At 56.0% G+C, this 15,324-nt stretch carries 17 protein-coding genes; 5 read left to right on the plus strand and 12 right to left on the minus strand.

Annotation, left to right across the window (positions count from 1 at the left end):
- Nucleotides 1–185: 185 nt before the first annotated feature.
- Entirely contained in the window at nt 186–1,061 is an 876-nt protein-coding gene (locus tag HGO41_RS16885) for a LysR family transcriptional regulator (protein ID WP_013576025.1), read from the minus strand.
- A 146-nt stretch (nt 1,062–1,207) separates the two neighbouring features.
- Here HGO41_RS16885 and HGO41_RS16890 point away from each other — a divergent pair, with 146 nt between their 5' ends.
- The 3 genes from HGO41_RS16890 to HGO41_RS16900 all read left to right on the plus strand — a co-directional run bounded on the left by HGO41_RS16890 (nt 1,208) and on the right by HGO41_RS16900 (nt 2,868).
- Nucleotides 1,208–1,378: a hypothetical protein gene (locus HGO41_RS16890; protein WP_232829729.1), complete on the plus strand. Its 171-nt coding sequence runs from the start codon at nt 1,208–1,210 to the stop codon at nt 1,376–1,378.
- Nucleotides 1,379–1,407: 29 nt separating this feature from the next.
- Nucleotides 1,408–2,277 (plus strand): NmrA/HSCARG family protein, encoded by an 870-nt coding sequence (locus HGO41_RS16895; RefSeq protein ID WP_013576024.1) that lies wholly within the window; start codon nt 1,408–1,410, stop codon nt 2,275–2,277.
- A 237-nt stretch (nt 2,278–2,514) separates the two neighbouring features.
- The gene (locus HGO41_RS16900; protein WP_112152197.1) at nt 2,515–2,868 is read left to right on the plus strand and encodes an MmcQ/YjbR family DNA-binding protein; all 354 of its coding nucleotides are present in this window, start codon (nt 2,515–2,517) and stop codon (nt 2,866–2,868) included.
- Between the two features lie 109 nt (nt 2,869–2,977).
- On the opposite strand, the gene HGO41_RS16905 is transcribed toward HGO41_RS16900, so the two are convergent.
- The 7 genes from HGO41_RS16905 to nac form a co-directional block, all read right to left on the minus strand.
- Nucleotides 2,978–3,715, minus strand: coding sequence for an amino acid ABC transporter ATP-binding protein (locus HGO41_RS16905; RefSeq protein WP_013576021.1), 738 nt, complete (start codon nt 3,713–3,715; stop codon nt 2,978–2,980).
- Between the two features lie 12 nt (nt 3,716–3,727).
- Entirely contained in the window at nt 3,728–4,477 is a 750-nt protein-coding gene (locus HGO41_RS16910; protein ID WP_013576020.1) for an amino acid ABC transporter permease, read from the minus strand.
- 4 nt (nt 4,478–4,481) lie between these two features.
- A complete protein-coding gene (locus HGO41_RS16915; protein WP_013576019.1) occupies nt 4,482–5,177 on the minus strand; it encodes an amino acid ABC transporter permease in 696 nt (231 codons plus the stop codon).
- Between the two features lie 50 nt (nt 5,178–5,227).
- Nucleotides 5,228–5,977: an SDR family oxidoreductase gene (locus HGO41_RS16920; protein WP_013576018.1), complete on the minus strand. Its 750-nt coding sequence runs from the start codon at nt 5,975–5,977 to the stop codon at nt 5,228–5,230.
- Nucleotides 5,978–6,110: 133 nt separating this feature from the next.
- Entirely contained in the window at nt 6,111–6,893 is a 783-nt protein-coding gene (locus tag HGO41_RS16925) for a LamB/YcsF family protein (protein WP_112152198.1), read from the minus strand.
- Nucleotides 6,890–7,330, minus strand: a complete 441-nt coding sequence (locus HGO41_RS16930; RefSeq protein WP_015690102.1) for an acetyl-CoA carboxylase biotin carboxyl carrier protein — start codon at nt 7,328–7,330, stop codon at nt 6,890–6,892. Before HGO41_RS16930 ends, HGO41_RS16925 begins: the two co-directional genes overlap by 4 nt.
- Before the next feature lie 140 nt (nt 7,331–7,470).
- On the minus strand, nt 7,471–8,394 hold the full coding sequence (gene nac / locus HGO41_RS16935) for a nitrogen assimilation transcriptional regulator NAC (RefSeq protein ID WP_013576015.1): 924 nt from the start codon (nt 8,392–8,394) through the stop codon (nt 7,471–7,473).
- A 369-nt stretch (nt 8,395–8,763) separates the two neighbouring features.
- On the opposite strand from nac, the gene HGO41_RS16940 reads away from it, so the two are divergent.
- Complete coding sequence (locus tag HGO41_RS16940) at nt 8,764–9,969, plus strand: pyridoxal phosphate-dependent aminotransferase (RefSeq protein WP_250981244.1); 1,206 nt, start codon at nt 8,764–8,766, stop codon at nt 9,967–9,969.
- A 68-nt stretch (nt 9,970–10,037) separates the two neighbouring features.
- Here HGO41_RS16940 and HGO41_RS16945 read toward each other — a convergent pair whose 3' ends face one another.
- The 3 genes from HGO41_RS16945 to HGO41_RS16955 are packed head-to-tail and all read right to left on the minus strand — an operon-like array spanning nt 10,038 to nt 12,589.
- A complete protein-coding gene (locus HGO41_RS16945; RefSeq protein ID WP_250981269.1) occupies nt 10,038–11,024 on the minus strand; it encodes a 5-oxoprolinase subunit C family protein in 987 nt (328 codons plus the stop codon).
- An 11-nt stretch (nt 11,025–11,035) separates the two neighbouring features.
- Complete coding sequence (pxpB, locus tag HGO41_RS16950) at nt 11,036–11,746, minus strand: 5-oxoprolinase subunit PxpB (protein WP_013576012.1); 711 nt, start codon at nt 11,744–11,746, stop codon at nt 11,036–11,038.
- Between the two features lie 3 nt (nt 11,747–11,749).
- Nucleotides 11,750–12,589, minus strand: coding sequence for a transporter substrate-binding domain-containing protein (locus HGO41_RS16955; RefSeq protein ID WP_041689107.1), 840 nt, complete (start codon nt 12,587–12,589; stop codon nt 11,750–11,752).
- Nucleotides 12,590–12,828: 239 nt separating this feature from the next.
- On the opposite strand from HGO41_RS16955, the gene HGO41_RS16960 reads away from it, so the two are divergent.
- Entirely contained in the window at nt 12,829–13,749 is a 921-nt protein-coding gene (locus HGO41_RS16960) for a DMT family transporter (protein WP_037034595.1), read from the plus strand.
- Between the two features lie 103 nt (nt 13,750–13,852).
- Here the strand turns inward: HGO41_RS16960 and HGO41_RS16965 are convergent, their stop codons facing one another.
- On the minus strand, nt 13,853–15,289 hold the full coding sequence (locus HGO41_RS16965) for an aminotransferase-like domain-containing protein (protein ID WP_112198238.1): 1,437 nt from the start codon (nt 15,287–15,289) through the stop codon (nt 13,853–13,855).
- Between the last annotated feature and the right edge of the window lie 35 nt (nt 15,290–15,324).

Raw genomic sequence — 15,324 nt, forward strand, 5'->3', positions numbered from 1 at the left:
GGGATAGACGTATAGATGTCTAATGCGGATTAATGCTATCAAAAGAAGGTGAGCTGAATACTGCACAGATAGCGGCTGAATCTGGTCGTCTGCTACCCCCTGAGAATTTTGCCGGTGACCGGTCGCCTGTCTCCGGATGTTGGCTATGAAATCCTCCTGTTGCGCGAAAGAAAAAATTGAGAGCGCTATCCGTTGAGAACCAGAGACATGTCCGGGTATCGGGCGCACAGGAAATCGACGAATGCGCGAACTTTTGGCGCAGCAAGCCGCCTGGAAGTATGCAAAACCCAAAGTTCCCGCTCTGCCCCCGACACGATGCCCCACTGAACTAAATCGCCGCGGGCAAGCTGGTTCCATGCGATGGATTGCGGAATGAGGGCAGCCCCACCGCCGGCGATTGCCGCATCGCGGACCATCAGTAACGAAGAAAAGCGCAATTTTGGGATCGGCTCCAGGACCAGTTGCCCGCCATCGAGACTCCAGTGGGCAGGCTGGAAACTCGACGTTACGATGCCGGGCACTGGCCTGATTGCGCCGGGGAGTGGCCTGATTATTTCAGGTGCGGCCACGACAACCAGCCTGTCTTTGGCGAAACACCGTCCGACTAAATTGCTGTCGGGGCTTGGGTTGATGCGGATTGCGACGTCAAATTGTTCCTCGACCAGATCTACCATGCGATCTTCCGCCACGATTTCAATTTCAATTTCCGGGTAGGCCGCACAGAATTCGGCACCAATGCGCCCCATCGCAAGCTGGGAAAACAGGACCGGAGCGGCGACACGCAAACGCCCGCGAGGCGTCGAAACACCATCACCGACCGCCGTCATGGCTTCGGTCACCTCACTCAGCAGGCCTTCAGTCCGGGAGATCAGCGTCGCCCCGGCTTCGGTGAGCTTCAAACCGCGAGCGCTTCGCTCGATCAGCCTCACACCCAGTTGCTCCTCAAGATCTGCGATGCGTCGCGATAGCGTGGCTTTGGAAATGCCGCTTGCGCGGCTTGCCTTCCCCAGCCCTTCATTTGTGGCGACGAGTATAAAATCAGACAGCGCGTTCAGGTTCATGGTGTTCCATTTATGAGACAAGGTGTCTAAGTTTTAGGATCTTTGTTTTTTAATTGCAACGGAATATTGTCTCGTTATCAGAACTTGCTACGAGGAACTGCAATGAACAACGTACAACGCGCCGTACTGATTGGGGTCTCTGGTTTATGAATAAGCCCGATCTGGTATTACTCGGGAAGCTGGCCAACGACGTCGCCAGCGGCACGCTACAGTCCAGAATTGGCGGCGTAGTGGGCTTCGCTGATATTCCCAACGCAATCGAACGTAATCGTACCGTTTCACGGACCGGTAAGGTCGTTGCGGATTTCTCACGTTAACCATTATCACTATCTTGCAGGAGTTAAATATGAGCATTCTCGTTACCGGTGCCACGGGCACCATTGGTTCACTTATCATTCAGGGTCTGGCTGACGCTGGCGCCGGGGTCAAAGCCCTGGTACGCCAGGCGGGTAAGCGCGAGTTTCCGGCAGGGGTTACGGAAGTCGTTGCAGACCTGACCGACGTCGCGTCGATGCGTGCCGCGCTGTCATCGGTACGAACGCTGTTTCTGCTGAATGCGGTTACGCCCGATGAGGTTACTCAGGCCCTGATCGCCCTGAACCTCGCCCGCGAGGCGGGTATTGAGCGTATCGTTTATTTGTCGGTGATCCATGCTGATAAATTCACCAACGTTCCGCACTTTACCGGCAAGCATACGGTTGAACGCATGATCAAAAGTCATGACATCCCCGCCACCATTCTGCGTCCGGCTTATTTCATGCAAAACGACCTGATGGTTCAACAGACGATTCAGAACTACGCGGTGTACCCGATGCCTGTCGGCTCGGCGGGCGTCTCAATGATTGATGCGCGCGATATCGCGGATGTCGCCGTGGCTGAGTTGCTGCGACGCGACAAGGCATCGTCTGCGCTGGATCCTGTCACGCTGGAGTTGATTGGGCCGCAACCGCTGACCGGTGCGTCCGTGGCGAAGATCTGGAGTTCAGCCCTGGGTCGCGAGATTACTTACGGGGGAGATGACGTCACCGCGTTTGAAGGGCAACTCGCCTCGTACGGTCCCAACTGGCTGGCTTATGACATGAGCCTGATGATGGCTGGTATTCAGACGTTCGGCATGCAAGCTGCTGAAGGAACCGCAGAACAGCTACAGGCTCTCATTGGACACCCGCTGCGCACTTATGAAGATTTCGTTCGCGAGTCTGTTGCCGGGAGCTAAACCGCGAGGCAAAGGGGCGGTTTACTGTCAGGCAGTACGCCGCCGAACAACCGGTAAACGTAACCCAGTCAGGCACCTGTGACCTTGCAGGCATCTTCTCAGGAGGATACGGTATGTACTGGGTTCGGCAGTTCCTCATCCGCACAGGTTTCACCCTGGATACGACTCTGTGCATACCCGCGCAGGCGCTGGAACGGGCTGGTCAGAACGGTATAAACCGACGATACGGGAGTGATTATGAAAAGAGAGTCGTTATTCAGGTACGCGCGGGAACACTATAATTCGGAGCCGGAATATCTCTGGCGTAACCTGCCGGATTATGCCGTGCTTCGTCATCACAATGGTGATAAATGGTTTGGTCTCGTGATGAATGTATCCGGTACCAAGCTGGGGCTGAAAACGGAAGATAAAGTCGACATACTTGAGGTTAAGGTCCGGCCGGAGCACATCGGCTCATTACGTCAGAAAGACGGCATTTTGCCTGCTTATCATATGAATAAAGAGCACTGGGTCAGTGTGATCCTTTCCGGACCGCTGTCGGCAGATGAAATACACGAGCTGCTTGCCGACAGTCATGAACTGACATGCTGATAATATATTCAAAGACAGAGATACCTATGCAGGCGTTATTTCTTAAGCCCCCTTTGATGGATAAGCTCTGAGCGGCAAGGCGCTGCAAAGGAATACGCCACGTGCATAATTAATGGTGCAATAAGTCACTTAAAAACTTCCTGGCACGCGGGTGTTGCGGATGATTGAAGAAGTTTTCCGGTTTGGATTTTTCCAGAATTTTCCCCTGATCCATAAACCAGATTGTGTCCGCCACGTCGCGGGCAAAATTCATTTCGTGTGTGACGCACATCATGGTCATACCTTCACGTGCCAGACTGCGCATCACATTCAGGACTTCACCGACCATTTCCGGATCAAGCGCCGACGTCGGTTCATCAAACAACATCACCGGCGGTTTCATGGCTAATGCCCGGGCGATGGCAACACGTTGCTGCTGCCCGCCGGAAAGCTGTGCCGGATAGGCATTGGCTTTGTGTGATAATCCGACACGTTCCAGCAGTTCACCCGCGTGCTTGCGTGCTTCCTGACGTTTCACGCCGAGCACCTTTACCGGCGACATCATGATGTTGTCCAGCACCGAAACGTGCGGAAAAAGATTAAAGTTCTGAAAGACAAAACCGATACGCGTGCGCAACTGATTCAGGCGGGTGCTGGTGCCATGAATATCCATGCCATCGAACAGGATCTGGCCCTCTTCAATAGGTTCCAGCCGGTTCACGGTGCGGATCAGCGTTGATTTGCCCGAGCCGGACGGTCCGCAAACCACCACGACTTCACCACTTCTAATTTCTGCACTCAGGTCGGTGAGCGCCTGATATTCGCCATACCATTTATTAACCTGATTAAATAAGATCATTGGTCGCATCGTCGTTCCTTATTATGATTGAGTCTTCAGCAGTGGAGCCTTCGTCATTTTCTCCGCTTCCGGCATCCGGTTCTGCCGTTTGCGCGTGATACGGGCTTCAAGCTTATTGGCCAGCCACGTCAGGCTGAAACAGATGATGTAATAGCCAATCGCGACAATCGCGAAGACTTGAAAAGGTTTGGTCAGCAGTTGGTTATTCACCTGATTAGCGGCAAAGGTCAGCTCCGGCACGTTAATGACGTAACCCAGCGTGCTGTCTTTAATGATAGAAACCAGCTGGCTGACCAGACTTGGCAGTGTGTTGTATAACGCCTGCGGCAGAATAATCAGACGCAGCGTTTTGAAATAACTCATCCCTAAAGCGCGCGCCGCTTCGTACTGGCCGCCCGGCAGCGCCTGAATACCGCCGCGCACGATCTCGGCGATATACGCACTTTCATAAATCACCAGCGTACACAGCATGGTGCTGAAGCCGCTGATGTTGTGACCGATTAACAGCGGAACGCAGAAATACGTCCAGAACACCACCATCAACAGCGGAATGCCGCGTAAGCCGTAGACCCAGCAGGCTGCGGGCCAGCTCAGCCAGCGGAAAGGCGATAAACGCGCCAGCCCGAGCAGAATACCCACCGGCAGTGCAAACAAAACGGCCAGCAGGGAAATCAGTAACGTACAAAGTATCCCGCCGAGCGGTCCCTGCGGATATTGCCCCATCAGGAACAGCATCCCGTTGTCGTGCAAAATCGTGAACATCTCGAGCATGTGATTACCTCGCGTAGGCCCGCTGGAACCGGCGGGCCAGCAACGCGCCAGCACCCATCAGCAGCAGAGAGAAGAACAGATAACCGGCAGAGGCCACCAGATACGATTCGAAAGTCCGGAACGTCTGGTTTTCAATATCACGGGTCACGTAAGTCAGTTCAGCTACGCCAATGACCATAGCCAGACTGGTGTTTTTGAACAGTAAAACGGTGTGGTTGAGCAGCGAAGGCAGCGCGTTGCGGATGCCCTGCGGTAAAATAACCGAACGCAGCGATCGGGTGTAACTCATGCCCAGCGCGCGTGATGCTTCGGTTTGCCCTTCAGGAATAGCGCGTAATCCGCTGCGGATGTCTTCAGAGAAATACGCCGCCTGACACAATCCGAGCGCAAACATCGAGAACAGAAACTCGGCGTTGAAATCGTTAATCCACATCTGCACAGATTCCGGCAGCAGCGTCGGAATGGCGAAATACCACATCATCAGCTGAATAAGCGTCGGCACATTGCGGTGATACGACACATAGGCGCGGACGAAATATTCGGCGGCGCGTTTGTGCGTCAGCCGGATGACGACCAGCAGCAGGGCAATACACATCGCGAGCAGCCAGGACCCCAGCGCCAGCTTGAGGGTGACAACCATGCCATCGACGATCATCTGCCCGAACTGACCGGTCAGGACTTTGCTGAAATCGAGCGTCATCGTATTTTCACCCTCCTGAATGGTTGAACTGTGGGTTTATAGGAAAAAGATCACAGACCTTCGCCGGGGCGCATGGTGGAAAGGCCACCGGGAACCTGCAACGTCGGGGTGATTTCGATGTTGCCGATGTTGACGGCAATCGGCGCAGAAACGGCAAACGCCACGCAATCGGCGATGTCTTTGGCTTCGGGCAGTTCAAAACCGTCAATGAAACGGCGGCGGGCTTCTTCGTGATCGCCGGAAACATTGCCGAAAATGTCAGTCGCCACGCGACCCGGGCAGATTTCAGTGATGCGCACACGCTTGCCGTAGCAGTCAACGCGTAGCTGGCGCGACAGGGCGTGAACCCCGGCTTTGGTGGCGTGATAAATCGAGTTGCCGCCGAAGTTATAAATCGCGGCAATCGAGGTGATGTTGATGACGTGGCCGCGATCGCGTTCCATCATGCCCGGCACCAGCAGGCGGCAAAGATGCAAAACGGCGCGCAGATTCACATCCACCTGCGTATCCACGGATTCTTCATCGGCGCTCAGGATAGAGCCGGGACGGGAAACCCCGGCGTTGTTCACCAGAATATCCACGCTGATCTCGCTGCACAGGCGCGTCACCGCGTCGAGGTCGCTGACGTCGAGCGCATGCGGAATACAACCGGTGCGGGCGGCGAGGGCGGCCAGCTGATCGGCGCGGCGCGCGACGGCATGAACGGTGATCCCTTCCTGACAAAGGCGTTCGACAATGGCTTCACCCATTCCGGCCGATGCGCCGGTCACCAGCGCGGTTTTGTAATCTGAAAATGGCATTGCGACTCTCCTGTTAAACCGCCGGCTCCATCATGTTCTGCCGGTGGGTGTTTTCTGACTGTATCCAGTAATTCTCAGACGGTATAAGACATAAACCGTGTGAGGCGATAAGAGGGGCTTATAACAGCGTGTTTTACCCTGCCATCAGGCGGCGTTGCCGGGCTGGCGGCATCAGCGCGATGTCCATTTCGGTAATAATTTCCCGCAGCGTATGCACCATTTCGAGGGATTCCGGCGTATCGCCGTGAACCAGAATCGATGTCGCATCCACCGGCAACGTCACGCCGTCGATGCTTTGCACCGTGCCTTCGCGCAGCAACTGGCGGATGCGCGCGCGTACCTGCTCTTTGTCATGAATAACCGCGCCCGGTTTCGTCCGGCTGACCAGCAGGCCGTTGCTTTCATAGGCGCGGTCGGCGAGAAACGTACAAATCACCGGCAAATCCAGCGCCCGCGCCATGCGCTCGACGGCGTTGCCGGGCATCGTGCTGATGATCATTTGTGCATCGAAATTCTTCACCGCCTGCAATAACACCCGCGCCAGACGGGCGTCTTCGGACACCATATTGCCCAGCGCACCGTGGAAACTCATGTGCGTCAGCGGGTAATCCGCCGCTTTCGCAAAAGCAGAAAGCGCGCCAAGCTGATAGGTGACGTAATGTGCCATCACCTCCGGTTCGATGTGCATCCGGCGGCGGCCAAACCCGGACAAATCAGGGAATCCGACGTGCGCGCCGAGATCTACCTGATACTTTTTCGCCAGCGCGACGGTTTTCGCCATAATCACCGCATCCCCCGCGTGAAACCCGCAGGCCACGTTGGCGGAGGTGATCAGCGGCATCAGCGCGGCGTCGTCGGCGATGGTGTAATCGCCAAAGCCTTCGCCGATATCGGCGTTTAAATCGATGTATTTCATGCGGCCAGCTCCTCGCGGCGTAAAGTGAAAATCTCCGCGCCGTATTCCACGCAGTCACCGTCTTCCACGGACAGGGATGCCACCACGCCCTGCACCGGGCTGCGCAGCGGCAGATAAATCACGCCGACTTTCAGCAGCCCGAGCAGCGCATCTTTCCCGACTTTTTCACCCGGTTGTGTGAACGGAATTTTGTTGAGCGGATGCTGTAACAACACGATGCCGGGGAAAGGTGCACACACCGCGTCGGGGGCGGTCAGCGCGGGGAGCGCAGGCGTTTCGTCCGGCCTGCGGCATGGCAAAATGGCGGGGGAGACTGGCGCGTATTTCATGCTGACCCGAAAGCCGTTTCCACTGAGTTCAATCTGGCTCAGGCCGGACTTACGCATCTTTCGTGCGATATCTCGCAACTCGCTGAGTGCTGGTGCTTTTTTTTCCATATTCTTCCCGTCGAAGAGAGAGTGTCCCCGCGCAATAACGACGACAAAACGACCCGCTTTGCGGGCGGTAAAAGCACTCTATCGTGTCACTGCCGACGTAAGGAAAGAGGATTTCGCTTTGCGGTAATAAGGTGTGCTTATTACCCCACCAGCGTCAGTGGCCGGTTATCCACCGTGCGGCTGGCCATCAGCGACAGTAAAATCGCTTTGACCGCTTCGGCGGGCTGGGACAGCGGCAGATGGTCGGACATACAAAATGACAGCGCCGCCTGAATATTCGGTTTATCAATTTTCGCCATCCACGAATCCGAGGCTTTGAGCATCGCGCGGGCGGCGGATTCCGGCATGATCGTGCAGCCTAAACCCGCCGCCAGCGCGGCATTGAGGGTGGTTTGCGATTCGATTTCGCACTTCACGCGGTACGTCACTGCTTCATGGATAAACGCGTCGTCGATGACTTTTCGCATGATGTTGTAAATGCGCGGCAGGAACAGGTCATACTTTGCCACCTGCGCCAGGCTGACGGATTTCAGCGGTTTGCTCAGCGCGTGCGGGCACACGAAATACAACTCTTCTTTCATCAGCGGCATAAACCGTAATCCGTGAATTTCCCGGTTGCCGTAAATCACCGCCATATCCATCCGGCCATTCATGATCAGCTCACTGAGCGTGGTGCCGAAGTTTTCATTGAAATACAATACGATGCCCGGATATTGCCGGTGGACTTCTTCCATCAGCGGCAATGCCAGTTGCTGTGCGGCGGTGCCCGGCGCAAGCCCGACGGAAACGCTGCCCGAAAGCGCCAGCGCCGAGCCGTCAATCGCGCTCTGGGCCTGATCGCACTGGCGCAAAATGGCCTGCGCGTGGATATACAAAATCTTGCCCGCTTCGGTCGGCGTCACGCCGCGTTTGGTGCGGATCAGCAGTTGCTGATTCACTTCGCCTTCCAGCGTCGCGAGTTGCTGGCTGAGCGCAGGCTGCGCAATGTGCAGGATATCTGCGGCCTGAGTGAGGCTACCCACATCGACAATCTTGATAAAATATTTAAGGCGGCGGAGATTCACGATGGCATCCTCATCACGGAAACAAGTGGTGTTATAAGTAATGTGTATGAAGCAAGATGAGTGCCAACACGCACTAACAGGCTGATTTATGTCCGATATCCGGTTTTCCTTCTGATTTACCCGCCGATTTATTCACTGCATAGCCGGATGTTTTCTGCCTTTGCGCAGCCTCCCGAATAATGAAAATCCCCGCCTGCACTGCGCCGGTGCAAATTGCCTGCTTTGCGCGTTCAGCCATTGTTTTGTGTTATGTCACCACAACAAAGCGCTATTGGTCGGCGCGGTCCGTTCCTCATTACTCTTTCCCCTGAAGTGCCTCATCGCTGTCCGTCTTTTTACGTTCGATAAAAACAATGGAACCCCAGGACCATGCCTGATATCGCCGATCGCTTAAAAAATGTCTCTGTTTCTGCCTCCGTCGCCATGACGCAAAAGGCCCGTGACCTCGCAGCCGCAGGCGTGAACGTCATTGCGCTTTCTACCGGTGAACCGGATTTTCCGACGCCCCCTCATGCCACGGAAGCCGCCTACGCCGCCGCGCTCGGCGGTGATACCCGTTATCCGCCGACCGACGGAACCCCGGCGCTGCGGGCGGCCATTGCGCGTAAATTTCAGCGCGATAACAACCTGAATTACGACGTGAGCCAGATCCTCACCGCAGGCGGCGCGAAGCAAATTATTTTTAACGCGATGCTGGCGACGATTAATCCGGGCGATGAAGTGGTGATCCCGACGCCGTCGTGGATTAGCTATGCGGATATCGTCAAATTCGCGGGCGGTATTCCGGTGCCGGTGGCCTGCCCGGAGGAGAACAATTTCAAGCCGTATCCGCAGGACATCGACGCGGCGATTACGCCGAAAACCAAGTGGCTGCTGCTGAATTACCCGAGCAATCCGACCGGTTCCGTGGCAACCCGCCAGGAATTGCAGGCGATGGGCGAGGTGATGCTGCGCCATCCGGGCGTGTGGATCCTGACCGATGACATTTACGAACATCTGATTTATGACGACGTGACGTTTTATACGCTGGCCGAAGTGGAACCGCGTTTGCTCGATCGCGTGCTGACGGTCAACGGCGTGTCGAAAGCCTATTCCATGACCGGCTGGCGTTTAGGTTTTTGCGGCGGTCCGCAAGATCTGATTAAAGCCATGAGTAACGTGAACACGCAAAACAGCGGCGGCGTCACCACGCTCACGCAGGCGGCGGCGGTCGCGGTGCTTAACGGCCCGCAGGATTTACTGAAAGAGCGCGCCGAAATCTACCGCCAGCGCCGCGATTACGTGCTGGAGCGGTTAACGTCCGTGCATGAACTGCGCTGTCATAAACCGCAGGGCGCGTTCTATCTGTTCGTGAACATTGAAGGCTGCATAGGGAAAACCACCGCAGGCGGGCGTCACATCAATAGCGATGCCGATTTCGTGATGGCGCTGATCGAAGAAAAACACGTCGTCACCGTGCAGGGCGCGGCCTACGGCATGAGTCCGTATTTCCGCATTTCGTATGCGACCGGCATGGAAGTTTTGCAAGACGGCTGTGACCGGATAGCTGAGTTTTGTGCGGAGCTGAAGTCATAACGTCTGAGTCAGAAGCATAAAAAAACGGGCCTTTTCTGGCCCGTTTTCTGTTTCATCCATAGGGCATTTTAAACCCCCATGATTTTCTTCACCGGCATAACGCTATCGCGCAGGCGGGTGAGCCACTGGCTGATCTGCGCCGCAACAGCAATGGCTTCGCGTGCATCGCTTTTGATCAACTGAATGCTCTGACCGGGCTGAACCTGCGCCAGACGCCATAAATCTTCTTCAATAATTCCGGCAATTTTCGGATAGCCTCCGGCGGTATTGGCGTCAGCCAGTTGAATGATCGGCTCGCCGGCAGGCGGAACCTGAATGATGCCGGGGACTAAACCGTATGAACGCATTTCGATGACTTTCGAGGGCGTGACCGGCGCGCCGGATAAGCGGTAACCGGTGCGGTTGCTGTGCAGGGACACTTTCCACGGCTGCGACCAGAAGCGGGGAAGATCGGCTTCAAACAGCGAATATTCTCCGGCGGGAATAGCCCGCAGTTGCACGCATCCCTCAGTGCTGGTCGGGAATACGTTTGCCAGCGCGATCTCCGGCGGCTCAATGCCCATACCTTGCGCAGGCAGGGGAGATGCGGTGGTTTTACCCGCCGCGAGGCGATCGTTTTTCTCCAGTGGTCGTCCGTCTAAACCACCAAAGCCACCACGCAGCGCGGTGCTGCGCGAGCCCATAACGACCGGCACGTCAATGCCTCCGGCGACGCACAAATAGCTGCGGGCACCGTAACGCGGGAACTGCATTTCCAGCTCCTGCCCTGCGCGGACGGAACACGCCCACCAGGGCGGAAGATCTGTACCGTCGAGCTTCGTGCGGCAATCTGCGCCGGTGATGGCAATGCTGGTATCGGCGAGAAACCGGACCTTAAACGGAAACATCTGCACTTCAATGCAGGCGGCGTTTTCGTCATTGCCCAGCATGATGTTGCCCGCGTGAAACGCCAGCGGATCCATCACGCCGCTGACGGACACGCCGATATCCCGGAATCCGTTGCGGCCCGCGTCCTGAACGGTATTCAGCGGGCCGGTTTTCACTATTTCAATCACGGCTGGTTCAGTCACAATTCAATCCTTTCTGGCAGAAAGCGCACGCTGTCCCCCGGTGCCATGAGTGCAGGATTCTCCGCCTGCGGGTCAAACAGCGTCAGTTCGGCGAATCCGATGGCGTTCCAGCCGTTTGGCCCGGTCAGCGCGGAAATCCCGGTCTGTGCGCCGCCGATAGTCACGGTGCCTTTGAGCATATTCAGCGAGGGGACTTTTTTACGCGGCGTGGCCAGAGACGGATCCAGCCCGTGGAGATAGCCAAAACCCGGCGCGCTGCCCAGTGAAAACACCGTGTAGCAACCCTCAGAATGGCGGCGGATGACTTCGCGCGGCGAAAGCCCGGTATGCTGGCAAACCGCGTCCAGATCGGTGGCATGTTCGCCGCCGTAAATCACCGGAATTTCAATCAGCTTGCCTTGCGGATGTACGGCCTGTGCCTGTTCCCAGGCGGCCACCAGCAGGGCAAAGGTGGCGTCGTAATCTGCCGGTGTCTGGCGAAACAGCACCAGCAAATTGGTCACGCCGGGGATCAGTGATTCGATATCATCACGCGCGCGCAATGCGACCGCCAGTGACCAGATGCGGCGCTGGGCGGGCAGGTCGAAATCTCCCGGCGCTTCAATCAGCCATGCACGGCTGCCGATGGTGGAGATTTTGATGTTGTCGCCCTGACTGGCAAGAATAAAAGAGGCGCGGGAAGGCGCCTCGTGCGACGCAGTGATCATCGGTTATTCCAGAGGTTCGAATTTAAGGCTGGAGAGCGGCTGAACTTTGTCTTCGCGCACCATTTTGTATTCGGTATTTGGCCCGATCCAGGTATCCCAGATTTTATCGATGGTGCCGTCGTCATCCATCGCTTTCAGGCTGCTGTTAACCTTCGCCAGCAATGCCGGTTCGTCCTTTTTCATGCCGACGCCAATCGGCTCCAGCGCCATCGGCTCTTTGATCATCCCCAGTTCAATGCCGTCTTTTCCGGCCTGAGAAATCATTTTGATGGCGGTCATGGTGTTGGTCACAAAGCCCACCGCTTTATTCTGTTCCAGCGCCAGAAAGGCCGACGCAGCATCCTGGAAGGTCACGGCTTTTGCGCCTGCCAGATATATCGATTGTTCAGACGTTGTGCCTTTGGTGGCGCTGATGCGTTTGCCTTTAAAATCCGCACGAGTTTTATCGACGTTGGGCTTTTTCACCACCAGCACTTCTTTCGCCACGTAATACGGATCGCTGAACTGAATCTGTTGGCCGCGCGTTTTGGTATAAGCCAGATTGGCAATCAGCACGTCGGCGCGGCCAGTGGCGATCACTGCAATACGCGCTTCAATAGACGTCGGCATCAGATTGAGTTTTACGCCCATCTGTTTGGCTAATGCCGTGCATAAATCGACGTCCATTCCCGCCAACTGGCGCGTTTTCGGATCCGGCGACGAGAACGGCGGCACATCGGAATACACGGCACAATTGAGTGAACCGCGTGCCTGAATATCAGAAAGAACATCCGCTTTCGCAGAGGAAAAGGCCGCCATCAGTGGCAACGCCAGCAAGGAACAAGACAGTAACTTCAGTTTCATCATTCATTCTCCGGGATTTTTTAATTAGCAGTGTGTGACGACAACTTCCCCTGGCTCACTGTGAGCAAAACTGGCTGCGGTTTCTTTATGAGTCAGCCCGACTATATAAGCTCACCCTGGCGTTGTATAAGAAGTAAACCCTGTATGGCGATACGCTTTTTGTATGACCGGGAAAAAGGCGGCTCTGCCAGAATAGCGGACAGATTCATCCCGCTGCTCACCAGGAACGAAGGTTAATAATGAACGCCAGAATGGGCATTTCGCTAAAAATATTATCAGCCCTGTGTGCCACATTAATGCTGGCCTGCGTGAAAGGGCTGGGCGGAAATATACCTACCGGAGAAGTGATATTTTTTCGCTCTTTCGTTGCCTTATTCCCGCTGCTGATCTGGCTCAAATTGCAGGGCCCTGTTTTCCCCCAAATTAAAACGAAGAATATATCCGGCCATTTAATTCGCGGCTTTTCCGGCACGGGGGGAATGTATTTTAACTATCTGGCGTTAGTGTATATCTCGCTGGCGGATGCCACGGCGATAAGCTACGCCGCGCCGCTATTTACGGTGGTCATGGCCGCGGTTTTACTGCGTGAAAATGTTCACGCAGCCCGCTGGCTGGCGGTGGGCATCGGTTTCACCGGCATTATCGTCATGCTGTGGGCGCATCTGACAGACAGCGGTTCGCTGCTGTCGGGCAGTTTTAAGCAGGTTTCGGCGGGGCTGGGCGTGATTCTGGCGCTGCTGGCGGCGATGTGTACGGCGGTATCTTCGGTGCAAATCCGTTTTTTAAATGGCATCGAAAGACCGGGCGCGATCGTTTTCTACTTCTCGCTGATGACCATGCTGATTGGTCTGGCGACGATTTTCTTCGGCTGGAAAATCCCGACCACTTTGCAGCTTTTACTGCTCATCGGTTGCGGCTTTTTTGGCGGAATGGCACAGATCCTGATTACGCTGAGCCTGCGTTACGCCGATGCGTCGCTGCTGGCGCCTTTTGATTACACCACGATGGTCTGGTCGATGATGCTTGGTTTTCTGTTCCTCGACAGTTTTCCGTCATCTTCCACGCTGGCCGGTGCGTCAATCGTGGCCGCAGCCGGGATTTTCGCCTTATTGAGTGAGAGGCGTATAAACAGAACGGCTATTATCAAATCAGCAAAGTAGGGGAGTAAAGGGGGCGGTAAGCATCCTGATCTCCTCCCGGATATCTCAAACATGCGTGCTTACCTTTAGCAGAGGGATTAGTGTGGACTTAGGCATGTATGAGTCATTCGCGCTGACCAGCCAGTTCATGACAAAGCGCACCGATCTGTTCCACTGCATTGAGCAAGGTGGGCGAGGGTTCATTCGCACAATTTAACCGCAGGAAGTTCTGAAATTCCGCCCCCGGGGAAAACAGGAGGCCAGGACTGACACCAATGCCCAGCGCCAGCGCGCGACGATGTACCACCAATGCATTCAGCGGATGCGGAAGTTCTATCCACAACAAGAAACCGGCTGTCGGCACGGCAACACGAGTGCCCGGAGGGAAGCTTGCGTTGACCCGGGCGATAACGGCGTGTACTCCCTCCGTGACCCGGAGCTTCAGGCGCCGCAGATGACGTTCGTAGTCTCCACTTGCCAGTATATCGCTCGCGGCTGCTTCAAGCAGCGGTGCGCCTGCCCAATCCCCGGCCATGCGGGCCTGCAATACCTGCGTGTGGTAGCGTCCTGCCGCAATCCAACCGATTCTCCAGCCCGGGGCAAGGGTTTTGGATAATGAACTGCAGTAAATCACACTCCCGCTCTGGTCGAAGGCCTTGCAGGCCGGAGGGCGCTGCCCCTCACCGGCCAGGTCACCATATACATCGTCCTCAATTAAAGGGATGCCTGCACGTTCAATCAGCGCAACAAGTTCCTGCTTGCGGGTGACGGGCATACTGGCACCAAGTGGGTTTTGCACCGTGGGCGAAGCCAGCACGGCTGCGGGACGGTGGCGCTGAATAGCTTCACCCAGAGGTGCCAGCAACAAGCCTTCAGCGGGATCCGTGGGGATTTGCAATGCCTTGAGGCCTAGGTCCTCCAGCAGCAGGAGCGTACCGAAGTAGGCGGGTTGCTCAATGGCCACCACATCACCAGGCTGACATACAGCCCGCAGAGCCAGACGCAGTGCCTGGGTCGCGCCAGCCGTAATGACGAGATCATCCGGACCAAAACGGGCACCCCACTGTGCAGCGCGTACGGCTATATTTCTGCGCAGGTCTGCCCTTCCCGGCGGCAGGCTGTAGCTCTGACCGTGTGCGTCCAGGCGACGGCTTGCAGTCTGCAACGCCCGCTGTAGCGTATCTGTTGGCAGCCATAGGGGATCGGGCAGCGCTGCGCCAAGCGGCACCAGACGGGCTTCTGCGCTGCTGAATAGCGAACGGGCTACTGCTGACATTGTCACGGGGACCGGGCCAGGTAAATGATGGGAAGACTGCATGTTCTGAGGTGTGTTTATCTGGCAAACGAAGTAGCCCGAACGCGGACGCGCAACAATCAGGCCTTCGGCCTCAAGACAACGGAGTGCTTCCAGTGCCGTTGGGAGGCTAACTTGCTCGCGTTCGGCCAGTTTACGCGCGGAGATCATCCTGTCGCCGGCTCGCAATACACCTGATGCAAGGGTAAGGCGCAGCATTTCAGCAATCCGGCGGTAATGTGGGGACAACAGACGTGGGACGGGCATTGCGAACTGTACAGTCTGATTTTCGATAAATCTGA

The sequence above is a fragment of the Rahnella sp. CG8 genome, from assembly GCF_023701875.1.
Lineage (GTDB): Bacteria > Pseudomonadota > Gammaproteobacteria > Enterobacterales > Enterobacteriaceae > Rahnella > Rahnella aceris.